This window comes from Solibacillus sp. FSL H8-0523, from assembly GCF_038051985.1.
In the GTDB taxonomy this organism is placed as follows: domain Bacteria; phylum Bacillota; class Bacilli; order Bacillales_A; family Planococcaceae; genus Solibacillus.
This window is the reverse complement of sequence record NZ_CP150291.1, coordinates 3,908,640-3,930,585: the sequence shown is the minus strand read 5'-3', so window position 1 is coordinate 3,930,585 and position 21,946 is coordinate 3,908,640. Positions and strand designations below refer to the sequence as shown.

22 protein-coding genes are annotated in these 21,946 nt (G+C 39.5%); 19 read left to right on the top strand and 3 right to left on the bottom strand.

Annotated elements, in window-relative coordinates:
- The first annotated feature begins 93 nt into the window (after window positions 1–93).
- The 7 genes from NSQ62_RS19655 to NSQ62_RS19625 all read left to right on the top strand — a co-directional run bounded on the left by NSQ62_RS19655 (window position 94) and on the right by NSQ62_RS19625 (window position 6,604).
- Window positions 94–663, top strand: a complete 570-nt coding sequence (locus NSQ62_RS19655; RefSeq protein ID WP_341321743.1) for a hypothetical protein — start codon at window positions 94–96, stop codon at window positions 661–663.
- 104 nt (window positions 664–767) lie between these two features.
- Window positions 768–1,238, top strand: a complete 471-nt coding sequence (locus NSQ62_RS19650; RefSeq protein ID WP_341321742.1) for a fructose-2,6-bisphosphatase — start codon at window positions 768–770, stop codon at window positions 1,236–1,238.
- 16 nt (window positions 1,239–1,254) lie between these two features.
- On the top strand, window positions 1,255–2,856 hold the full coding sequence (locus tag NSQ62_RS19645) for an amidohydrolase (protein WP_341321741.1): 1,602 nt from the start codon (window positions 1,255–1,257) through the stop codon (window positions 2,854–2,856).
- Between the two features lie 179 nt (window positions 2,857–3,035).
- Window positions 3,036–4,661 (top strand): glutathione ABC transporter substrate-binding protein, encoded by a 1,626-nt coding sequence (locus NSQ62_RS19640; RefSeq protein WP_341321740.1) that lies wholly within the window; start codon window positions 3,036–3,038, stop codon window positions 4,659–4,661.
- Between the two features lie 115 nt (window positions 4,662–4,776).
- On the top strand, window positions 4,777–5,295 hold the full coding sequence (locus tag NSQ62_RS19635) for a DNA-deoxyinosine glycosylase (RefSeq protein ID WP_341321739.1): 519 nt from the start codon (window positions 4,777–4,779) through the stop codon (window positions 5,293–5,295).
- A gap of 100 nt (window positions 5,296–5,395) precedes the next feature.
- A complete protein-coding gene (locus NSQ62_RS19630; RefSeq protein ID WP_341321738.1) occupies window positions 5,396–5,866 on the top strand; it encodes a DinB family protein in 471 nt (156 codons plus the stop codon).
- A 60-nt stretch (window positions 5,867–5,926) separates the two neighbouring features.
- The gene (locus tag NSQ62_RS19625) at window positions 5,927–6,604 is read left to right on the top strand and encodes a DUF554 domain-containing protein (RefSeq protein ID WP_341321737.1); all 678 of its coding nucleotides are present in this window, start codon (window positions 5,927–5,929) and stop codon (window positions 6,602–6,604) included.
- 223 nt (window positions 6,605–6,827) lie between these two features.
- Here NSQ62_RS19625 and NSQ62_RS19620 read toward each other — a convergent pair whose 3' ends face one another.
- A complete protein-coding gene (locus NSQ62_RS19620) occupies window positions 6,828–7,595 on the bottom strand; it encodes a TSUP family transporter (RefSeq protein ID WP_341321736.1) in 768 nt (255 codons plus the stop codon).
- Between the two features lie 135 nt (window positions 7,596–7,730).
- On the opposite strand from NSQ62_RS19620, the gene NSQ62_RS19615 reads away from it, so the two are divergent.
- From NSQ62_RS19615 to NSQ62_RS19580, 8 genes are all read left to right on the top strand, one after another.
- Window positions 7,731–8,420 (top strand): YjjG family noncanonical pyrimidine nucleotidase, encoded by a 690-nt coding sequence (locus tag NSQ62_RS19615; protein ID WP_341321735.1) that lies wholly within the window; start codon window positions 7,731–7,733, stop codon window positions 8,418–8,420.
- A 162-nt stretch (window positions 8,421–8,582) separates the two neighbouring features.
- The gene (locus NSQ62_RS19610; protein ID WP_341321734.1) at window positions 8,583–9,248 is read left to right on the top strand and encodes a nuclease-related domain-containing protein; all 666 of its coding nucleotides are present in this window, start codon (window positions 8,583–8,585) and stop codon (window positions 9,246–9,248) included.
- A 155-nt stretch (window positions 9,249–9,403) separates the two neighbouring features.
- Window positions 9,404–10,162, top strand: a complete 759-nt coding sequence (locus NSQ62_RS19605; protein WP_341321733.1) for an SDR family oxidoreductase — start codon at window positions 9,404–9,406, stop codon at window positions 10,160–10,162.
- A gap of 174 nt (window positions 10,163–10,336) precedes the next feature.
- On the top strand, window positions 10,337–11,221 hold the full coding sequence (locus NSQ62_RS19600; RefSeq protein ID WP_341321732.1) for a polysaccharide deacetylase family protein: 885 nt from the start codon (window positions 10,337–10,339) through the stop codon (window positions 11,219–11,221).
- Between the two features lie 100 nt (window positions 11,222–11,321).
- Window positions 11,322–12,158 (top strand): putative RNA methyltransferase, encoded by an 837-nt coding sequence (locus NSQ62_RS19595; protein ID WP_341321731.1) that lies wholly within the window; start codon window positions 11,322–11,324, stop codon window positions 12,156–12,158.
- 5 nt (window positions 12,159–12,163) lie between these two features.
- The gene (locus NSQ62_RS19590; RefSeq protein WP_341321730.1) at window positions 12,164–13,045 is read left to right on the top strand and encodes an NAD-dependent epimerase/dehydratase family protein; all 882 of its coding nucleotides are present in this window, start codon (window positions 12,164–12,166) and stop codon (window positions 13,043–13,045) included.
- Window positions 13,046–13,116: 71 nt separating this feature from the next.
- Complete coding sequence (locus tag NSQ62_RS19585; RefSeq protein ID WP_341321729.1) at window positions 13,117–13,719, top strand: lysophospholipid acyltransferase family protein; 603 nt, start codon at window positions 13,117–13,119, stop codon at window positions 13,717–13,719.
- 74 nt (window positions 13,720–13,793) lie between these two features.
- Window positions 13,794–14,252, top strand: coding sequence for a low molecular weight protein-tyrosine-phosphatase (locus tag NSQ62_RS19580; protein WP_341321728.1), 459 nt, complete (start codon window positions 13,794–13,796; stop codon window positions 14,250–14,252).
- Window positions 14,253–14,294: 42 nt separating this feature from the next.
- Here the strand turns inward: NSQ62_RS19580 and NSQ62_RS19575 are convergent, their stop codons facing one another.
- The gene (locus NSQ62_RS19575) at window positions 14,295–15,623 is read right to left on the bottom strand and encodes a hypothetical protein (protein ID WP_341321727.1); all 1,329 of its coding nucleotides are present in this window, start codon (window positions 15,621–15,623) and stop codon (window positions 14,295–14,297) included.
- Complete coding sequence (locus tag NSQ62_RS19570) at window positions 15,616–16,134, bottom strand: sigma-70 family RNA polymerase sigma factor (protein WP_341321726.1); 519 nt, start codon at window positions 16,132–16,134, stop codon at window positions 15,616–15,618. Before NSQ62_RS19570 ends, NSQ62_RS19575 begins: the two co-directional genes overlap by 8 nt.
- A gap of 174 nt (window positions 16,135–16,308) precedes the next feature.
- On the opposite strand from NSQ62_RS19570, the gene NSQ62_RS19565 reads away from it, so the two are divergent.
- The 4 genes from NSQ62_RS19565 to NSQ62_RS19550 all read left to right on the top strand — a co-directional run bounded on the left by NSQ62_RS19565 (window position 16,309) and on the right by NSQ62_RS19550 (window position 21,931).
- The gene (locus tag NSQ62_RS19565) at window positions 16,309–17,172 is read left to right on the top strand and encodes a neutral zinc metallopeptidase (protein ID WP_341321725.1); all 864 of its coding nucleotides are present in this window, start codon (window positions 16,309–16,311) and stop codon (window positions 17,170–17,172) included.
- 210 nt (window positions 17,173–17,382) lie between these two features.
- Window positions 17,383–18,102 carry a YebC/PmpR family DNA-binding transcriptional regulator gene (locus NSQ62_RS19560; protein ID WP_341321724.1) on the top strand — a complete coding sequence of 240 codons (720 nt, stop codon included), beginning with the start codon at window positions 17,383–17,385 and terminating at the stop codon, window positions 18,100–18,102.
- 146 nt (window positions 18,103–18,248) lie between these two features.
- Entirely contained in the window at window positions 18,249–19,997 is a 1,749-nt protein-coding gene (locus NSQ62_RS19555) for a methyl-accepting chemotaxis protein (protein WP_341321723.1), read from the top strand.
- A gap of 194 nt (window positions 19,998–20,191) precedes the next feature.
- Entirely contained in the window at window positions 20,192–21,931 is a 1,740-nt protein-coding gene (locus NSQ62_RS19550; RefSeq protein WP_341321722.1) for a methyl-accepting chemotaxis protein, read from the top strand.
- The last annotated feature ends 15 nt before the right edge of the window (window positions 21,932–21,946 follow it).

Sequence of the window (21,946 nt, the reverse complement as noted above, 5' to 3'; positions counted from 1 at the left end):
ATGTTGTGACAAAAAACTAACAGTCTTCCAAGATTCGTTTACCTAATTCACTAAATATGGTACATTTTTGATGAATAAAAGGAGATGACTGTTATGGGGAAGTTAGTTGTTATTACAGGTTTAGATGGCTGTGGCACAAGCACAGTCGGCGATCAGTTACATTTTGAGGATCTAGGTTCATCCTTATTAAAATCACCACCTTATCCGTTTTCATCAAATCGTCATGATATCGATGAAAAGTTATTCCATCAATCACCAACAGCACACTATTTATACTACTTAGCGTCAAATGTGCAGTTAACAACAGTTATTAATGAAAAAATGGCGGAGCATGATGGCAACATTTACTGCATTCGTCACTTCATCGATACAGTCGTATCACACCGCGCAAAAGGTGTTGATGCGAAATATGAATATGAAACTGAACTTTATTCGATACGTAAGCCCGACTATATTTTCTATTTGGAGGTAGAAGAAGGCGAGCGCCAAATGCGTTTAGACGCGCGCGGTCGTGGTTTCTTAGATGATCAATTAAATGATGAAGCATTACGTCAACGTTTTGTGGAAGAGTTTAATGCACTAGAAAGTGAATTCATTCGCATTCAAACGACAGACCGTGAATTAGAAGACATTATTCAAGAAATTCGAAGCTATATTAAATAATCAATTGCCCCCTTTGCTCATTTAGTAGGAAGGGGGTTTTAATTTGAAAATTACGACTATATTAGCTATCGTAATGGTTAAAATAATCATAGGGAGTTGAAGGCATGAAAAAGCTATTATTTGTACTCGTAATGAGCGCTATGCTAGCAGCTTGTGGGACCAAGGAAAATACACCGGATACAGTGCAAGGAAACTTACAACAATCAGAAACAATTTTACTTTATAAAGCAGATGGTAATGCGGAATATACCATGCCTTATGAAATCGAATTTACCGGCAATGACGCCAATTTAGTGCCGTTTATTTTTAAAAATGTTAATGAGCATGAAGTTGTACTACTAGATTATACATTTGAACAGGAGAATCAGAGTCTGATTTTAAATTTAGGCGATGATGTGTATACGATTCAAGGCTCAGCAGGGGCAGCCATGTTTGTGGAAACACTAACAAAATCATATTTTGAAAATTTTCCGGAGTTAAAGGAAATTACGTTTATTCATAAAGGCTCATATGAATCAATTTTAGATCATATGAACATCGGGGAGCCGTACAAACGACAAGACTTTGATATGTAGAATGGGGGACACTACAATGAAGCAACTGTGGACAAATGGCATGATTTATACGATGGAACAAGAAGGAGAAATCGTTCAGGCTGTACTTGTAGAAGACGAGAAGATACTTGCGACAGGAACGCTCGAAGATTTGCAGCCATTAGCAGATGAAATACTCGATTTACAGGGGGCAGTCATGTACCCGGGTTTTGTCGATAGTCATTTGCATATGATTGGTCACGGGGAAAAACTAAAACGTTTGGATTTAACGGCTGTAACGAGTGGCCAGGAGCTTTTACAGCGCGTTCAGGAGGCTACAAGTAAGCTAGAGAACGGACAATGGCTAATCGGTGATGGCTGGAATGAAAATCAATTTTTCGACGGGAGCGTCCCAACGAAAGAACAGCTAGATACAATCACGACGAACCCAGTATATTTAAATCGTATTTGTCACCACGTTGCCCTTTGTAATTCAGCTGCATTTGACCGAGCTGGTGTGTCAGAAGCCACTAAAGATGTTGCGGGCGGTAAGTTCGGCCGTGATAGTAACGGACATTTAAATGGGCTCTTATACGAACAAGCGATGCAGGTGATATCAGAAACATTTCAACAGCAAGGCGAGGCGTATATAGAGAGTCTCGTACATTCCCTAGAGCTTGCCATTGAAGATATGCACCGTTACGGATTAACGGGTGGCCATACAGAGGAAATGGGCTATTTCGGTACGTACACAAATCCGTTAACGGCATACCACCGCACAGTGGGACAGCGTAAGCATTTCCGTGTGAATTTACTGCGCCATCATTCGGTATTTGAGCAGATGATAGAAGACAATGTTCTATTTGACACACCGTTTATTGAGCCAGGAGCCATGAAGTTTTATGCAGATGGTTCATTTGGTGGTTCAACGGCAGCGTTACTCGAACCGTATGCCAATGAGCCAGAAAATAAAGGGATGCTTATCCATACAAATGAGCAGGTAGAAGCGCTTGTAAAGTTAGCGCGCACATATAATGAAGCGGTTGCGATTCATTTAATTGGGGATGCGGGTGTTGAACAAGTGCTTACCTATTTAGAAAAGTACCCAGTACCACAAGGCAAGCGCGATCGGTTAATTCATTGCTGCTATGTATCAGAGCAACAATTAGCGCGTATGAAAAAGCTACCGGTCATTTTAGATTTACAGCCAGCGTTTGTATCCTCTGATTTTCCGTGGGTATTAGATAAGTTAGGGCATGAGCGTACAGGGCATCTGTATGCATGGAAAACGTTTTTAGATGAGGGCTTCATTTGCGCTGCTGGTACAGATGCGCCGATTGAAGGAATCAGCCCGTTTGAAACGATTTATGCAGCGGTCGAACGTAAAAAGCCGAGCGCTACGCATGAAGGTTATACGCCAGCACAAAAGCTGACGCGTTTTGAAGCCGTCAAGATGTATACATTTGGAAGTGCACAGGCTATTTGTAAGGAATCAGAGCGCGGGCTTATTAAAGCTGGTTATGATGCAGATTTTACAATTTTAAATCGGGACTTATTAACATGTACGGCAGAAGAAATTTTGCAAACGACCGCGCTTAAAACCGTTGTAGCAGGAAGAATTGTATACGAAAAACAATTTGCAAAAGAATCACATGTATAATGTGATTCTTTTTTTGGGTATAGGAAATATATAATGCAATAACTTACTAGATAGTATTAAATAAACCTAGTAAACAAATACAAATTATCTGAAAATAGTATTGCAATTTAAATGCGGTAACGTTACGATATAAAAAACTGAAAATTCAGTTTAGCTATGAAATGTTAGGAGGAATGGATATGAAGTTTAATCGAATTTTGATTTTATTAACATTTGCTCTAGTTTTAGTGTTAGCTGCATGTGGTAACGATGATGAAAGCACAGATAAGACAACAGATTCTGGTACGGAAACAGAGACTGCAACAGATACAAATACGAACACAGAGACAGACAACGCACAAGGTGGCGAGCTAGTCATTGAAGTATTATCAGAGGCAGTTGAGTTAGACCCACACGGTTCAAATGACGTGCCATCTTCAAACGTACAACGTAATATTTTCGAAACGTTAGTTGTACGTAACTTTGAAACAGGTGATATCGAGCCGTTACTAGCAGAGTCTTGGGAATACGTTGATGATTTAACATTACAGTTAAAATTACGTCAAGGTGTAAAATTCCATGACGGCACAGACTTTAATGCGGAAGCTGTAAAAATTAACTTAGATCGTTTACGTGATCCAGAAATTGCCTCACCACGTCTAACTAACTTCGAACCGATTACAGAAGTGATCGTGGTAGATGCGTATACGGTACAAATTAAAACAGAAAAACCATATGGACCATTATTGTTTGCTTTAACACATCCGGGCGGTAATATTATGAGTCCAGCTGTGATTGAAGAAGATTACAAACGCATGGAATCGGGTGGTGACGCTCGTGCTTATGGTAACGAAAGTCCAATTGGTACAGGTTTCTTAAAGTTAGAAAAGTGGTCACCAGGTCAAGAAATCCGTTTAGTGAAAAATACCGAATACTGGGGTGAGCAAGTTGCTTACGATGCAGCAGTATTTAAAACGGTACCAGAAAGTGCAACACGTGCAGCTGATTTAGAAGCTGGCTATGCGCATATTATCGATCCAGTTCAACCAACTGAAGTACCACTAGTAGAAGGTTTTGCTTCTGTATTAAAGCAACCGTCTGTATCGATTTCCTATTTAGGCTTTAACACAGAAAAAGCGCCATTTGATAACGCAAAAGTTCGTCAAGCCATTTCGAAAGTTGTCGACCGTTCAGCAATTTTAAATGGTGTGTATGATGGCTTTGGTGTAGAAGCATTTGGCCCATTATCTCCAATGGTTTGGGGTTATTCAGAAGACATTACAAAGCAAACGACAAACGTAGATGAAGCGAAAAAGCTATTAGAAGAAGCAGGCTTTAAAGATGGCTTCAAAACAACGATTTGGACAAATGATAACCCGCAACGTCAACAAATTGCGGTAATTATGCAAGAAGCATTAAAACAAGTAAATGTTGAAGTAACGATTGAAGTAATGGAGTGGGGCGCGTATTTAGAAAAAACATCTAAAGGCGATCATGACATGTTCATGCTTGGCTGGGCTCCTTCAACAGGAGATGCAGACGGCGCACTTTATCCGTTATTCCATTCATCTGATATAGGGAACAACAACCGTACACGTTACAGTAATGCAGAGCTAGATAAGCTATTAGAAGCAGGTCGTATAGAAACAGATGAAACGGTACGTGCAGATATTTACAAACAAGCACAAGACATCGTTAATGCAGAAGCACCCGCTGCATTTATCCATCACCAAGCGTATCTAACAGGTTATGCGAAAAATGTAACAGGCTTCTCAGTAGATGCAACAGGTATTTACCAAATCCAAAAAGTTCAGATTAAACAGTAAAAAATTGGACTACTTTTTCAAAGAGGGGCGTGCCAAAAGAAATTTTGGGACGTTCCTTTTTGTGCTGACGCAAGCACTTCATTATACTACTTGTATGTAGAAGGAGCGTGAATGCATGCAGCCAATAAAAAATATTTTACCGCCAATTGTTGATGAACAAACACGTGTATTCATCGTTGGCTCGATGCCTGGGAAACAGTCACTTGAGAAACAGCAATACTACGGCAATCCACGAAATCATTTTTGGCCAATAATTGGTGAGCTTTTTCAAATAGCCATTCCTGAAAACTATGAGGAACGAATTGCTTTACTACGCTCGAAAAAAATTGGACTATGGGATTCGATCGCAAGCTGTGAGCGTAAAGGGAGTTTAGACGCCACGATTAAAAATGAAGTGCCGAATGATTTTGAAACACTTTTCGAAACGTATCCACAAATCCAACTTGTGTTATTTAATGGTGGCAAAAGCTTTGACGTCTTTAAAAAGCATGTAGGATTAGAGGTACTAGAGAAGCGGTCTTATGAAAAAATGCCATCCACAAGCCCGATTCCAGGAAAGAATATAAAATCATTTGATGAAAAGGTAGCTACGTGGCAATTGCTACTCGATTATTTGGTGGATAGGGACGTATAAAAATTTTAAAAAAACGATTTGGCGCTTTCATGCTTATCAAAAAATAGCGTAATGGACAAGAGTTTTGTATGATAAAGGTATTAATAAAGGGGGCTATTTTATGTATCGTGTAGCAGAAGATTTCGTTCAAGAGTGGGCCATGGCGTCAAAAGGTGCATTAAAAGTGATGCAAGCCATTCCAGATGATAAAATGGATGTGGCAATTGTTGAAGGACACAATTCATTAGGTTGGTTAAGCTGGCATTTAGTTGGTGTAGCAGGCGCATTTGGTCAATTTGCTGGCTTACAAATCCCAGCACCAGGACCGGATATGAAGCAGCCAGAAACGATGGCAGAAATTACGGAAATGTATGAAAAGGTAATAGAAGCTTATAAAAAAGAAGCAGCCACACTAACAGAGGCGGAATTAGTAGAAGAAGTACCGGCATTTGGCGGTATGATGAAGCGCGGTGCCTTGCTGCGTATGGTCATTACTCACCAAACACATCATGTTGGGCAAATGACGGTATTACTACGCCAATCAGGCTTAACAGTGCCACCAGTAATGGGACCAACAAAAGAAATGCAATAATCGATGAAGCTCCGGAATTTTCCGGAGTTTTTTCATACATAATCTAAGGAGAAAGTGCGTATGTTTGGAACAATCGTCAACACCATACTCATCATTTTAGGAACGCTCATTGGGACGGTGTTAAAAAAGGGAATTAAAGAGGAATATCAAACAGCGCTATTTAATGCGATGGGCTTTGCTGCGGTAGCATTAGGCGTGAATGCAGTCGTGCAAAATATGCCGAACAGTACATTCCCAGTGCTGTTTATTATGAGTTTAGCTATTGGTAGCTTTATAGGTGCAGCACTTGATTTAGATGGGAAATTTAATACGCTTGTTGGTCGCTTTGGTAACTCAAATTTAAGTAAAGGACTTTCAACGGCCATCTTATTATTTTGTATTGGCACGTTATCGATTTTAGGGCCGATTGAAAGTGCGTTAAATAATAATCATACGTATTTATTAACAAATGCAACGCTTGATTTTGTCACCTCAATGGCACTAGCTGCAACGTATGGGATTGGGATAATGTTTGCGGCAGTTGTACTGTTTTTGTGGCAAGGTGGTATTTACTTAGTAGCGGGGTATTTAGAGCCATTTTTAACCGATAGCTTAATGGCAGAAGTGTCGATTATCGGGGGTGTACTTATTTTTGCGTCAGGCCTTTCGATTTTAGGAATTAAAGATAGTAAAACACTGAATATGTTACCAGCATTATTTGTACCAGTCGTGTGGTTTTTCATTATTAGTTTTCTATAAAAGAAGCTTGCTAGCACAAAACTAGCAAGCTTTTTGTTCTTGTTAAGGAAATTATAAATTATCGCACCCTGGGTAACTTTACATAATTTTCTATACGTCCAGGCTAAAGCGCCAGCCCCTCGAGCTTTTCGGTCCCACCGTCGAAAGTGGTAGAACGTTTACTTTCTAGTCGGGCCTGTAAACCGTTGTCGGGGCTTAAAGGGCGCTTTAGCGCTTGTATTCATTAAAAAAAGTAATCATACGTATTTTTCGCGAGTAGTGTGAAGGTCACGATAATGAACAGCACGCGCACGTAGCCACTGCCACGCTTTAAAGCAAAGCGTGAGCCAACAGCGGCCCCGACTATTTGCGATAAGCCCATAATAATGCCGTATGTAAAATTGACCTGTCCTAAATATAAGAACATTAGTAGCGCCCCAATATTACTCGTTAAATTGAGTAGTTTGGCGTTACCGGCTGCTTTTAAAAAGTCGTAGCCGACCATGAGGAAGGCAAAAATTAAAAATGAACCGGTACCCGGACCTAAAAAGCCATCGTAAAAGCCAATGAATGCGATAACAATAAAAAATAGGATGTATTTTGGCTTTGAGAGCTTTTTAACACCCGAAATGCCACCCCAATCCTTCTTTAAAATCGTATAAACGGCAACAACCGCTAACATAATAAGCATCAGTGGTTTTAATAAATTCGGATCGAGTAAATGGACAATCCATGCACCAATGATTGAACAAATAAAAACAAAAGGCACATATTTTAACACCGATTTTAAATCTAATTTACCTGAACGATAAAACGTAATCGTGCTCGTTAACGAGCCCATTGAACTCGCAAGCTTATTTGTTGCAACGGCTGTAGACGGACTAAGCCCACTGAACATAAGTGCTGGCAATGAAATGAGGCCACCTCCACCAACGACTGAATCAATAAAAGCCGCTAAAAATCCGAAGCCCACTAAAATAATGATGAGCTGTGGATCGACATCAAAACCCATAAAGGTTACCTTCTTTCTAAACTTTCACTATAGGCATGTTACACGATAGGAATAAGTGGTGTAAATAGTTATCATTTTAAATCGATTGTGATATTGTAAATGAATTACACTGTACGAAATGGAGATTTTAGTAAAATGAAGGATTATCAATTTTTATTTTTTGATTTAGACGATACGTTATTAGATTTTAAAGCCGCTGAAAAATTGGCGTTACCGAAGCTATTTGCAGCACATAATTTCACGTTAACGCCTGAAGTGGAAGCGGTCTATCACGAAATTAATGGTGGACTTTGGCATGCGTTAGAGCAGGGGCGTATTACACGTGAGGAGCTAATGGCTACACGCTTTGGTAAGACGTTTGAACACTTTGGCCACGTAGCAGATGGATTAGCACTTGATGCCGAATACCGTGGCTATTTAGCAGAGAGTAAAGTATTTGTTGAAGGGGCATTGGAGGTCATCCAGACACTAGCTCCGAAGCATGCGTTATACATTACATCAAACGGGATATCTGAAACGCAAAACAAACGTTTACAAGTAACGGGATTAGCACCGTATTTTAATCAAGTATTTGTGTCGGAGGATACCGGCTATCAAAAGCCAATGAAGCCATTTTTTGACTATGTATTTGATCATATTCCAAATTTTGATCCAACAAAGGCAATGATTATTGGGGATTCATATAGCGCAGATATTACAGGTGGCGCTGTAGCAGGTATTGACACATGCTGGTTAAATCCATACCAACAGAAGCCTGTTACGAACATTCGACCAACCTATACAATTGAAAAGTTAGCGCAGCTGGTTCCGCTAGTAAAGCCATAGAAAATAGCATTGAAAAATGATGCTTTCTAGTACTTTTCTGTTATTTACTGCAAATCCTAAAGGGCGATTGTAGCAGTAAAAGCGGTCTATAGGTGTATAGCAAAGGCTTATAATGTTTGCTAGAATGAAGAGTAATGATGCATGATGCAAGGAGTGAGCCTAGTGAAGTTCATACTAATCATTTTAGTAATTTTAATCGTAGGTTATTTTATGGTAAATATATACCGTCATGACAATTCTGCTTTCTATAAATTGACGGGTTATTCATATTTAGATATGGTAGCAAACAAAAAAATCCGCACGATGTATAAAATGGTCAATGATTTCGACCAAGTTAATGGTAGCCATAAAGTGTTAGTCGATGTACAAGTACCAGTAAACGGTGAATTACAAACAATTAGTGGGTTACTGTTACATGAATCCGGTATTTATGTGTTGAATTTAAAAGAAAAATCGGGTTGGATTAATGGGCGTGAGCAGGATCTTGAATGGAAAGAGCTTTTACATCAAGAAAAATCTCGAGCATTTGAAAATCCAATTCATGAAGCGAAGCGTCTAATTTATGCACTACAAGATCAATTACCAGAAGTGGATGAACAGGCATTTCAATCGGTCGTGTTATTTACGGATGGTTGCTCGTTTCAAAAGATTGAAATTGAGTCAGACGGTGTAGATGTCTTGAAGGTGGGCGAGCTGAAAAAATGGGGAAGCTCATTAAAAGGTAAGGTTCTTTCAGAAACTGACATCCAGACATTATTTGTTACATTAGAAGGTTCAATGAACAAAAAGAGTGCTACACTAAAAGCGAATAAGCCAGTATCAATTTAGTACATAAAGCTAAGCAGATTATTATTGTCTGCTTAGCTTTTTTATTTTCGATTTTACTTACAAATGCATGTGAAGCGCTTTTCTTAATAAAGGTTATTGAATAGCAATTGTCGAAATACTAAGCGTAGTAAAAATTTCTGTTTAGGAGGTTTTTCATGAGATTAGAAGGCAAGGTAGCAGTTGTGACAGGGGCAGCATCAGGTATGGGGAAGGCAATCGCTATTTTATTTGCAAAAGAAGGTGCGAAGGTCGTTGTAGCGGATTTAACGCTTGAAGGTGCAGGTACAACAGTAGCGAAGATTACTGCACTTGGTGGTACGGCAACAGCGATTGCGTCAAATGTAGCGATTGAGGCGGATATTCATAAGCTCATTAAAGCAGCGCAAAATAGTTATGGCACACTAGACATTTTAGTGAATAATGCCGGTATTATGGATGATTTCTCTCCAGCGGGCGATGTCAAAGATGACCTGTGGGATCGCGTTTTTGATGTGAATGTAAAAGGTGTCATGCGTGGGATTCGTCAGGCAATGCCAATTTTCTTAGAAAAAGGTGCTGGAACGATTATTAATATTGCATCGGTTGGTGGTCTTTACGGATCACGTGCTGGCGCAGCCTATACTGCGGCGAAGCATGCCGTTGTCGGTCTTACGAAAAATACCGCATTCCAATATGCAGAAAAGGGCATTAAGTGTAACGCAATTGCTCCAGGTGGCGTCAACACAAATATTGGCGCAAGTTTTAATAATGCAAATGAATTTGGTATTGGTCGTGCGATGGCTGGTGCTAGCTTTAATCCACGAACAGGGGAGCCTGAGGATATCGCGCGTGTCGCTTTATTTTTAGCTACGGAAGATTCGGATTTTGTAAATGGCGTTGTGATTACGGCAGATGCAGGTTGGACGGCCTACTAATAAAATACTATTTTACGATGCTCGGTACTTTACTTTACCGAGCATTTTTATTTATTCCGTATTTAGAGACAGTAAAAAATCCCCGCTGATTAAAGTTTCACTTTATAAATTATCAACTTTTTGATATCCTTCATACGTCTAAGTAAATAGAATAGACGAGTGGAGGTCAGCAAGATGAGCAGGAAATTAGTAGTACTCGGTATTTTATTTGGATTGGGAAGTTTACTTGTTTTTCGTTGGTCGGAATTGTCACTACCTGCAAATGCAGAAAATGTAGCGGGAAATCCCACGTATAGTGAACAACATGGTTATGAACAATTTGTGAAGAAAATTCCACTACAAACATGGAATCAAATAAACTGGAACCCGCCATTTTATCTGTTGAATGGTGGACTCCCACGTGTTATTCATGATTGTGGAACATACATAGCAGTTAATCAATTATTAGTAAAAGAAGCGTTCAAAGAGGAACCTGTAGAGGAACCAGAGCCTCAGCCACAAGAAGAGCGCAAGCAAATAGCCCTTACATTTGATGATGGACCGAATGACAAAAGTACCGTTCAAATATTAGCTATTCTAAAAAAGTATGATGTGAAGGCGACATTTTTTGTGTTAGGTCAAAACGTTGTAAAGCACCTAGATGTGGTGAGAATGATACATGATCAAGGCCATGAAGTCGCGAATCATTCATGGAGTCATAAAAACTTAACGAAATTAAATCCAGCGCAAATGCACGATGAAATTGATCGCACAAGTGATGCAATTTTTGAGGCAACTGGAGAGTATCCAGCCTCTTATCGTCCACCATATGGCGCAATTGATGCGAGTGTTCGCAAAGAAATTCAACTAAACTCAGTGTTATGGAATATTGATACGATGGATTGGCACCATAAGGATCCTGTAAAAACGTTAAAGAACGTGAAGGCGAATGCAAAAGATGGCGGCATCATTTTAATGCATGATATTCATCAACAATCCGCAGATGCATTGGAAGCTATTCTTCAATATTTACAGCAAGAAGACTATGAATTTGTCACAACGAAGGAATTAGGTAAATAGAGTCGTATTTTTCTAGGGAGTAGTGAGAGCTATTTCCTTTTTTTAATTTCTACAAACTATGGTACGATTCTAAGAACAACAACAAAGGAGGACTCAACTGATGGGTCTATTATCAAAACGAGCGCAAAGCATCGAGCAAATTCAACAAGCCATTGAAATTTTTGTATGCCCACTTTGCAAACAACAAGTGACAATGAACAATGAAGGGAAAATGAGCTGTGCATCGAACCATTCTTTTGATGTTGCCAAGCAAGGCTATATTTATTTACTGGGTCGTCCGATGCAGTCTATGTACTCAAAGGAATTATTCGAATCACGCCATGCAGTCATTGAATCTGGGCTTTATGACACAATGCAACAAACTATTGCCGGGGAAATAAACATGAAAAATCCGGTACTTTTAGATACAGGCTGTGGGGAAGGCTCCCATTTACATCGGATTTGTCAGCAGTTAGATGGTGCAGTTGGTGTCGGCGTCGATATTGCAAAAGAAGGTATTTTAGCAGCGGCTAAATTTTATAATGATGAAATCTGGTGTGTAGGAGACTTGGCGAACAGCCCGTATAACGAGTCGTCATTTGATGTCATTTTAAATATTTTATCGCCAGCCAATTATGAAGAATTTAAACGTCTATTAAAACCAGGTGGTAAGCTGATTAAAGTCGTACCACAGGAAAACTATTTAAAGGAGCTGCGTGTACAAGCGTTTGAGGACTCAGAAAAGGAAAGTTATTCAAACGAGCAAACCGTTGAGCGCTTTAAGGCGAGTTTTAAGCAAGTAGAGGTAAAACGTGTAACACAAACGTTACCGCTTGAAAAATCATTAGTACAAAAGCTACTAGAAATGACACCAATGGGCTGGCATATTGAGCATAAAGAAAACATTGAGCTACAACAAATTACCATTGATTTAGATATTTTAATTGGAATGGAGTGAAGGCAATGAAAATTTTAGTATTAGGTGGTACACGCTTTTTTGGACAAAAATTAGTCGAACAATTACTAGCCGCACAGCACGAGGTAACAATTGTGACGCGCGGGATGTCAGAAAATCCTTTTGGTCATCAGGTCGAGCATATTAAAGTAGACCGTAAAGACACAGATGCATTTAAACAAGCACTCACAAACAAGGAGTTTGATGTGGTGTATGATAATATTTGCTACTCGCCAAATGAAGCAAAACAGCTATGCGAAATTTTCAATGGTTCCATTCAAAAATTAGTATTTACATCAACACTGTCAACGTATGAAGCAAACGGCAACCCGCATGCAGAGGGTGATTTTGATCCGTACACTTATGAAATTCGTATGGGGGATACGCCTGAATTTACTTACGGTGAGGGCAAACGACAAGCCGAGGCCATATTTTACAAGTATGCCGAGTTCCCGGTAGTCGCTGTTCGTTTTCCAATTGTGATGGGTGAGGATGACTACACACGTCGCCTACACTTTCATGTGGAGCGCATCTTGAATGAGGAACCGATTGGGTTTGTGAATACGGATGCCGAGATGTCATTCATACAAGCAACGGAAGCGGCGAAGTTTCTAGCATGGGCGGGAACGGCGGATGTAGAAGGACCAATCAATGCAACAGCAAACGGGGTTATTTCGTTAAAAGAATTAATTGCATTAATCGAAGAAAAAACGAATAAGCGTGCCAAAATTGTTTTACTTGGACCAGATGAAATCCGCTCACCATACGCAGTACCAGCATCTTGGTACATGAAAAATGGCAAAGCAACGAACTTAGGTTTTACATTTAGTAACTTACAAGATTGGCTACCAGACTTAGTAGAGGCAATTGCAAAAACGAGCGCAAAATAGTTTCGGTTGAGTGTAAGTATCACTATCGCTTACAATAGACATATCATGAACGGATAAGGTAGGAAAAAAACGTGTATAAATTTATTGCAGGTGTAGTTAAAACAATTTTAGGTGTCAACGGTTCGAAGGCAAAAGTATACGGTGTAGAAAACGTTCCAAAAGAGGGCGGCTTCGTCGTAGCGTGTACGCACAACGGCTATATCGACATTTTAAATTTAGGGACGTCGATGATGCCACGTGAAATTCATTTCATGGCCAAAAAGCAGCTATTCGATATTAAAGGCTTAGGCTGGTTAATTACGAAACTAAATGCTTTCCCAGTAGACCGTGAAAATCCAGGTCCAAGTGTTATTAAAATCCCACGCCAACTCATTAAAGAGGGCAAAATTGTTGGGATATTCCCGAGTGGTACGCGTAGCTCTGAAAACTCAGAGTTAAAAGCGGGTGCGGTCACGATTGCACAATTATCAAAAGCACAAATTTTACCAGCTGCTTATATCGGGCCAAAAGATGTGAAGGGCGTATTTAAGCGTCAAAAGGGCTATTTAATTTACGGTAAGCCATTTGCAGTAGAGTCTGGTAAAGAGGGCCGTGAAGCATCAGTGCACTTTTTAGAAGAAGAATTAGTGCGCTTAACGAATGAGTTACGTGCAAAGCATCCTGAAGTAAAATAAAACGTGAGCTGTACGATTTTTCGTGCAGCTTCTTTTTGGTACATAATGGTAACTTTTCTAAAGGAGTGAGCTAAATGAAGCGTGTGTTATTTATTTGTTTAGGCAATATTTGTCGTTCACCTATGGCAGAAGCGGTGATGCGTGATTTAGTGGAAAAGCGCGGATTGACGAGTCAAATTAAAGTGGACTCAGCCGGTACAAGCAATTATCATATCGGGGAGCCGCCACATCGCGGGACAAAGGCAAAATTGCAGGAATACGGTATTTCTACAAGTGGCATGAAAGCACGCCAGTTACGTAGCACAGATTTAACGGAATTTGATTACTTAGTATGTATGGATGACAGTAATTTGCAAAATACGATAGAGATGCTGCGTGCAGAGGGGCATGCGAAGGTGTTTCGCTTTTTAGATTTAACACATCATAAAAAGGACGTTCCGGATCCTTGGTATAGCGGGGATTTTCAGGAGACGTATGATTTATGTGTAGAGGGCTGCGAGGCATTGTTAACGAAAATTGAAGCGGAGTTATAAAAAGCTTAGGGTGTGTCCAGAAATTTCGGACACGCCCATTCTTTATTCAAATTTTATTTGCAATGTTTTCGTTGGCTGGTTGTCAGCGTGCATCCAATCTACAAATAATTTAGGATAGGAAGGCTCTTCAACATCTGGCACTACATATTCTAGTGTGTCATGATCTACCCAATGATACGAAAGAATCGTTGAATGAAGCAAGTTTAATTCCTCGTCTGTATAAGTTTTTACTTCTAACAATTGTTCCAAATGGTAGATTTCAAGGTTATCAGATTGATAGTATTCTTCGCTTTGCCAGTCGTGGCCGTCACTGCTATAAATCGCAATATGCTTTTGGTCTGGTGAAAGTTTCCAATCGACAATTTCCCTAAAATCACCGCTAATCGTTTTTACTAAATCGCCTGTGCGTACAACAATTAAATTCGTGAATTGTTGCGGTAAATTAATTTCGATTATACCTAGTTCATGTTCTTCGGATTGGTGAAGTGTTGTATAGATTGCAGTTGTGTCTGTGAATTTTGGATGATACATCGATAATGGGTCAAACATAATGCGCTCTTCAAATGTGAGTATTTCCTTTTCGTGTGTAGCTTGATTCATAACAGGTAGCGTTAATTCAATTGCTGGTTCTGTGTTAATGGATGTCAGCAACGAGATAATTTGCAGACCATCCGTAAAGGTTGAAATTTGACCAATTAAGCCAAAGTGTTCTGCGTAATAGAATGACATTGTTGCGTTCTCGGTTTCATTTGTAATTTCAATAACATTGTTAAATTTTTTCAATGGAATATTCAGTTCTGCTGGGTAAGTCACGTTATTTTCATTAATGGTTGTGGTATTTTCAATATCTGCTACAAGCAACGTAGAAATAGGTGTTAACGTGTCTAAATATTCAAGCGTTATTACTTTATTGCCTTGCATTTCTGGCATATCTTCAAACACTAAATAAATCGCGTCAGCGGTAATTCGGTAAAATTTGCGTGTTTCGATGGCGCCGTTATCAACTGAGATTTTTACATAGTTGTCGCTTAGCCAAGTCGTTGTTTCCTTGAACGTTGCATACTCATTATTCATGCCAACAAAGTAAGCGACATCACCATCTTGTTTAAATAAGTTTTTTAAGTTTAGTGATGTCTGCTCGGATGACTCATTAGGTGTTGGCGTTGATGTAGTCGGTGCCTGTGTTTCAAATGGATTCATATACAGTAACACAGCGAGTAATGCAGCAAATGTTGCAAAGGCTACGTAATAGAGCTTCGGCGATTTTTTTCTTTGTGTTTTTTTATTTTGTTCCACCATTTGCAGGATTTTTTCTGACCGAGCCTTTGTATGACCCATTTTTTGATCTAACTGACGCTTCACTTCATTCATGCGAGAGCACCTCCCACTCATCTTGTGATAATTGATTTTTTAATAATTGCCTCGCGCGGCGCAGTCTTGTTTTTATGGTATTGTCGGAAACAGCTAGTAAGGACGCTACTTCGAGCACAGAAAGTTCCTCGTAATAATAATGAATAATCACTTCTCGAAGGTGAATTGGTAATGCTAAAACGGCATCGGCAATATATAATCGTTCTTCATTTTCAATTGTATGCGCCTTGTCTTTTTTACTATTGAAAAATTGGTTGGTTAACGTTAATTTACGATAGCGCCACGATTTCAAGTAATCTTTACATTTATTGATGACAATGCGTACAAGATAGGTTTTTAACGAAGCGCGTTCTTCAAATTGTTCAAACTTCATGTAATATGTTAAAAAGGCGTCCTGTACGATGTCTTCAGCAACTTGCCAATCTTTGACGTACAAGTAGGCGATGCGCAGTAGGTAGTCGCTATAGGCTTCCATCGCCTCACGAAAGATGCGTTCGTCGGAAAGTATCATGTTTTTTGCTCCTTTCGTACTTGTTTTGATCATTAGACGAGGCAACGTGTGTTTACGTTTTAATAAATGAAAAATGTTAAACATTTGGTAAATTTCTTAAGATACGTTATTGAAAGTGTTATTTAGGGTAATTATATGGAAAAACAAGCGAAGTTTCACTTGGAGGGAAGAAACATGGATGTTAAAGGCAGAAGAAAAAGTAGCAATGTAGAAGATCGACGCGGCATGAGCGCTGGTAAAATTGGCGGCGGGCTTGGCGGTATCGGTATTATTATTGCGATTATTTTCACATTATTAAATGGCGGTGATGCAGGAGACGTACTAAATGAAGTGACAAAGGGTATCACACAAAATGGCCAAACAACCGAAAACTATGAACCAACTGCCGAAGAACAGGAGTTAGCAGAATTCGTATCGGTCGTCTTAGCAGATACAGAGGATGTTTGGCAGGAAGTGTTTGCAAAAGAAGGGCTGACGTATGAAAATCCAAAGCTTGTGTTATTTACTGATAGCGTGAGCTCAGGCTGTGGGCTACAAAGTGCAGCGGTAGGGCCGTTTTATTGCCCAGCAGATTATACAATGTATATTGATTTAAGCTTTTATAAAGAGCTGAAAAATCGCTTCAATGCGCCAGGGGATTTTGCGATGGCCTATGTGGTAGCACATGAGGTAGGTCACCACGTACAAACGTTACTCGGTGCATCTCAGCAAGTGCATGCACTGAATGGTAAAGTATCACAGGCTGAATACAATGAGGCGGTTAAACGTTTAGAGTTACAAGCTGATTACTATTCAGGTGTTTGGGCACATTATGTACAAGACATGGGCTATTTAGAAGAGGGCGATTTTGAAGAAGCTCTAACAGCAGCCAATGCGATTGGTGATGATACATTGCAAATGGAAGCACAGGGCTATGTCGTGCCAGAAAGCTTTACACATGGTACAAGTGAGCAACGTATGCATTGGTTCAAAAAGGGTTTTGCAAATGGAACATTAACAGGTGGCGACACCTTTAGCATTGAAGCGTCGAATCTATAGAAATGAAAACCTTTAGCATGTTAAAAAGTGCTAAAGGTTTTACATTTTTTTGTGCAGAGTAATTCCACTTTAATTAGAGTTTAGGTATAATAATTAAGTTAAAAATATTTTTAATGAGTTTTCAACGTTATTGAAAACTCAAGATACAATTACGTTTACGTGTAATTGGTATATATGGTGTCTAATAGAGAATGGGAGAGAGTGAACATAATGGGTCGTAAGTGGAATAACATTAAAGAAAAAAAAGCTGGGAAAGACGCAGCTACTAGTCGTATTAATGCAAAATTTGGTCGTGAAATTTATGTAGCAGCAAAATCTGGTGAACCAAACCCAGAATCAAACCGTGCACTGAAAACTGTTTTAGAACGTGCAAAAACATATTCAGTACCAAAACACATTATCGAAAAAGCGATCGATAAAGCTAAAGGCGGCGGCGATGAACAATTCGACGAGTTACGCTATGAAGGTTTCGGGATTGCGGGTACAATGGTAATCGTAGATGCCTTAACAAACAACGTAAACCGTACCGCTTCAGAAGTTCGTGCAGCATTCGGTAAAAACAGTGGGAACATGGGCGTATCTGGTTCAGCAGCCCACATGTTCCAAAATACAGCCGTATTCGGGATTGAAGGCAAATCAGAAGATGAAATCCTTGAAATCTTAATGGAAGCAGATTTAGATATGCGTGACATTATGGATGAAGAAGGCACAATCATCGTCTATGTAGAGCCAGAGCAATTCCACGCAACACAAGAAGCATTCAAAGGTGCAGGGATTGAAGAGTTCACAGTAGCTGAGTTAACAATGCTACCACTAACAGAAGTGGCATTAGCTGGTGATGATCTAGTGAAATTTGAAAAAATGATTGATGCGTTAGAAGATTTAGAAGATGTTCAACGTGTTTACCACAATGCTGATTTAGGCGAATAGTAAAAAAGGCTTAAAGGATTCATTCCTTTGAGCCTTTTTATTCGAAATATGGACATAAATGATTGTGTTTTACTGAAGCTATTGCAAATAGTGTTCGAATAATTCAAACTATATATATTATACTACTATAATTAGGAGAGAAGCAGATGAAAAAGACGCAAAGATTAGGTAGCCGTATTGTTATGATTATTGGCTTTATCTTTGCTGTGATTTTAGTACTAAACATTATCATGATGGTCAATAACTCCTCAAGCTCAGTCGAATCGGCTGTAAAAGAACGTACAGTAGAAGTTGCTGAAAACATGGTAAAGTTTATCGACACGGCAAAGTATGAGCAATTAATCAAAGAGCCAAGTGAAAATGAACTATATTGGGAATTACGTGAGCAACTGAATGAGCTACGTGAATATAATGGTGTTTTATATGCGTATACATATTTTGTCCCAGAGAAAAATGGAGATATTGAGTTTTTAGTCGATGGGATGCCAGTAGAGGATACAGAGAATGCAGCCACAATTTACGAAGTATCAGGTTCTACGAAATACGAGCATATCGCACAAGTAATGGAAAAAGGCCGTTTTGCTACAGACGTGTTAAGTAGTGATTACGGTGAATTTGTTACAGGAATTGTCCCAATGAAAAATGCATCGGGAGAAATTATTGCTTATCTTGGTGTTGATATTGATGCATCGTATATTAGTGGGTTAACAAGTGATGTTGCCGAGCAAATCGTACCACTGATGACGTTAATATTTGTCGTGATTATCGCGCTAGCATTAGTCGGCATTTATATGTATGTACGACGTGCATTAGCACCACTGAATACATTAACGACAGCGGCAGAAAAGTTAGCATTGGGAGATATTGCAGAGTCGAAAGCGGTCATTGAGCAAATTAAATTTAAAACAAATAATGAAATTACGCAGTTTGCAAATAATTTTAATAACTCATTAGGTGAGTTATCAACGACGTTTAAAGTATTAAAAGAGCGCACGGAAGATTTAGGGGATGTTGTGGACCAAATTGAAGCATCAACAACACGTGTAAATGATTCAAATAATCGTATGGTTGAAAACATTACACTCATTTCACAAAGTGGCTCATCACAACAAACAAGTAATGGTGAAGTAAATGTTGCGATGAATGAAATGGTCATCGGAATTCAAAAATTAGCAGATACGATGAATGAAATCGCTGAAATTTCATCAGATATGACGGTGATGGTAGAAGATGGCACACAAAATGCGAAAGTCGTTGTGAAGCAAATCCAGGGCGTTGAACAGTCTGTGGAAAACACATCGCAGCAAGTACGTGAAATGGGTGAAAGCTTTACGTCGATTAAAGAAATCATTGGTGTCATTACAAATATTGCAGATCAAACGAACTTATTAGCATTAAATGCAGCGATTGAAGCGGCACGTGCTGGTGAAGCGGGTAAAGGTTTTGCAGTAGTAGCGGATGAAGTTCGTAAACTTGCTGAAATGTCACGAGGATCAGCCGATGAAATTTCAACACATATCCAAAGCTTCTCACAGATTACAGAGCGTGTATTAGTGGAGATGAACAACACAACAGCAGATGTAAAAGAAGGGACGCATGCAGTTGATGAAATTGGTCAACGCTTACAGCAAATTTTACAATCTGTACTGGATGTCAATAACCGCATCCAGGACGACTCAGCCGTTGTGGAACAAATGTCTGCAGGTGCAGAAGAAATTCTAGCATCAACAGAGGACATGAGTCGTCTAGTGAATGATACATCGAACCAAGCACAGCATTTAGCGCAAGCTTCAGATGAGCAAACACTGGTTGTCGATGACTTGAAAGACGTAGTACAGCAATTAGATGCGCATGCTAAACAGGTTGTATCAGAAATGCAAAAATTCAATATTTAGAAGCTTATTTTCCTTCTCTTCAGAAAATCACATTGTCGCTTATGATAATGTGATTTTTGTAGTTTTTTTCTTGCGGAGTGAGTTATAATGATAGTTAATTCCGATAATTTCGACAGAATAATCAACGTATTAGAGAGAAAAAATATATATCAGAATATTATTTGGGGAAGACAGAGGATGAAAAGAGGGAGCGAATGAAGGGGTTAAGTTCGATACGCGGAAAATTGTTTGTGTTTTCTTTTATGTTATTTTTGATTCCAAGCTTAGTCATTGGGCTAGCGGGCTATTTCCAAGCGAAAAGTGGGATGGATGAGCTCGGGCAAACGATTATTAAAAATAGTGTAGAATCGTCACTCCAATTAATTGCATTGACGAATGAGCGAGTGAAAGCAGGGGAACTATCGTTACAGGAGGCGCAAGAGCAAGTCTTTGCTACATTAATTGGGGAAAAGGATAGTGAGGGGAAACGTCCACTTACTAACCCAAGTGAATTAGGTGAAAACGGTTATATCTACATAATGGATCATGAAGGAACGTTAATTGGCCATCCAACGCGTGAAGGAGATAATTTATGGGAAAGCCAAGATAGTACAGGCAGCTATTATATTCGAGAAGTAAAAGAAAAGGCTGATGCCGGTGGAGGCTTTACAGCGTACCGCTTCCCATTACCAGGAACGGAGATCGAAGCACCGAAAATTATTTATTCGGTAGTGGACCCTCACTGGAATTGGATTGTGACATCAGGTAGCTACATGCAGGATTTTAACGCTCCAGCAATGGCATTAATAAAAGTATTAGTACTGACAATAGTCATCGCAACCTTTTTAGCGACAATTGCTACAATTTTATTTTCACGTCATTTAGCGACACCGCTGCACCGTTTAGCGCTACAAGTACGCAGGGTAGCGAAAGGGGATTTAACGATTGAGTTAACAGAAATGACGCGTAAAGATGAAGTGGCCACATTGAATGAAGGGTTTAATGAAATGTGTAAACAGTTAAAAGAACTGGTATCAGAAATTGAGACGGCCATTGTTGAGATTCAAGGTACTTCCGCAAATTTAACAGCGGTGGCTGAGGAAACAACGGCCTATAGTGATGATATTGTGAATGCAGTAAGTGCAGTGGCAGATGGGTCATCGCAGCAGGCAAATGACGCAGAAGGTACAAATCGCATTATGGTTGATTTTGCAGGGGAAATCGAGCAGTTACATCAAAAAAACAGCGTAATGCTGACGTCTTCTGAACAAATGAATCATTCGAACAAGCAAGGGTTAGACAATTTACAAGCGTTAAAGGTGCATTCGGATGAATCGATGACGTCGATTGAACAAATGCAAGGTGTGTTTACATCACTGATGCACAAGCTACAAGAAATTGGTGGCATTGTACGGACGATTAACGATATTTCGGACCAAACTAATTTACTTGCCCTTAACGCCTCGATTGAAGCAGCGCGTGCAGGTGAGCATGGCAAGGGCTTTGCAGTTGTTGCTGAAGAGGTACGCAAATTAGCAGACCAAACAACACAAGCAACCGATTTAGTGCAAACCACGTTACGTGGTATTGAACATGAAACGAGTATTGTAACGGGTGAAATGAAGAAAACCTATACAATCATTCATGATCAAAATACATCGGTCAGTCACACAGAGCATTCCTTTAAAGAAATCGAGCAAGCGATACAACAAATTAGTGATGCTATTGAGGACGTATCCGCAACGGTGATGGAATTGAACGTATCAAAAGTACAGATTATGGATTCTGTAGAACGCATTTCGCATGTGAGTGAAAAAAATGCAGCAATGGCGCAGGAAATGACCGCTTCTATTGATGAGCAGCAGGCAGCAATCGCCATTGTCACAATATCAGCAAGTGATTTAACAGAGGACATTTCAGGCTTACAACAGTCTATTAAACGTTTTAAGCTGTAATTAATTTTCTGATAA

Bases quoted from the DNA above. Each gene is read 5' to 3' on its own strand.
- NSQ62_RS19655 (WP_341321743.1), top strand. From the start codon at position 94: ATGGGGAAGTTAGTTGTTATTACAGGTTTAGATGGCTGTGGCACAAGC.
- NSQ62_RS19650 (WP_341321742.1), top strand. From the start codon at position 768: ATGAAAAAGCTATTATTTGTACTCGTAATGAGCGCTATGCTAGCAGCT.
- NSQ62_RS19645 (WP_341321741.1), top strand. From the start codon at position 1,255: ATGAAGCAACTGTGGACAAATGGCATGATTTATACGATGGAACAAGAA.
- NSQ62_RS19640 (WP_341321740.1), top strand. From the start codon at position 3,036: ATGAAGTTTAATCGAATTTTGATTTTATTAACATTTGCTCTAGTTTTA.
- NSQ62_RS19635 (WP_341321739.1), top strand. From the start codon at position 4,777: ATGCAGCCAATAAAAAATATTTTACCGCCAATTGTTGATGAACAAACA.
- NSQ62_RS19630 (WP_341321738.1), top strand. From the start codon at position 5,396: ATGTATCGTGTAGCAGAAGATTTCGTTCAAGAGTGGGCCATGGCGTCA.
- NSQ62_RS19625 (WP_341321737.1), top strand. From the start codon at position 5,927: ATGTTTGGAACAATCGTCAACACCATACTCATCATTTTAGGAACGCTC.
- NSQ62_RS19620 (WP_341321736.1), bottom strand. From the start codon at position 7,595: ATGGGTTTTGATGTCGATCCACAGCTCATCATTATTTTAGTGGGCTTC.
- NSQ62_RS19615 (WP_341321735.1), top strand. From the start codon at position 7,731: ATGAAGGATTATCAATTTTTATTTTTTGATTTAGACGATACGTTATTA.
- NSQ62_RS19605 (WP_341321733.1), top strand. From the start codon at position 9,404: ATGAGATTAGAAGGCAAGGTAGCAGTTGTGACAGGGGCAGCATCAGGT.
- NSQ62_RS19600 (WP_341321732.1), top strand. From the start codon at position 10,337: ATGAGCAGGAAATTAGTAGTACTCGGTATTTTATTTGGATTGGGAAGT.
- NSQ62_RS19595 (WP_341321731.1), top strand. From the start codon at position 11,322: ATGGGTCTATTATCAAAACGAGCGCAAAGCATCGAGCAAATTCAACAA.
- NSQ62_RS19590 (WP_341321730.1), top strand. From the start codon at position 12,164: ATGAAAATTTTAGTATTAGGTGGTACACGCTTTTTTGGACAAAAATTA.
- NSQ62_RS19580 (WP_341321728.1), top strand. From the start codon at position 13,794: ATGAAGCGTGTGTTATTTATTTGTTTAGGCAATATTTGTCGTTCACCT.
- NSQ62_RS19575 (WP_341321727.1), bottom strand. From the start codon at position 15,623: ATGAATGAAGTGAAGCGTCAGTTAGATCAAAAAATGGGTCATACAAAG.
- NSQ62_RS19570 (WP_341321726.1), bottom strand. From the start codon at position 16,134: ATGATACTTTCCGACGAACGCATCTTTCGTGAGGCGATGGAAGCCTAT.
- NSQ62_RS19565 (WP_341321725.1), top strand. From the start codon at position 16,309: ATGGATGTTAAAGGCAGAAGAAAAAGTAGCAATGTAGAAGATCGACGC.
- NSQ62_RS19560 (WP_341321724.1), top strand. From the start codon at position 17,383: ATGGGTCGTAAGTGGAATAACATTAAAGAAAAAAAAGCTGGGAAAGAC.
- NSQ62_RS19555 (WP_341321723.1), top strand. From the start codon at position 18,249: ATGAAAAAGACGCAAAGATTAGGTAGCCGTATTGTTATGATTATTGGC.
- NSQ62_RS19550 (WP_341321722.1), top strand. From the start codon at position 20,192: ATGAAGGGGTTAAGTTCGATACGCGGAAAATTGTTTGTGTTTTCTTTT.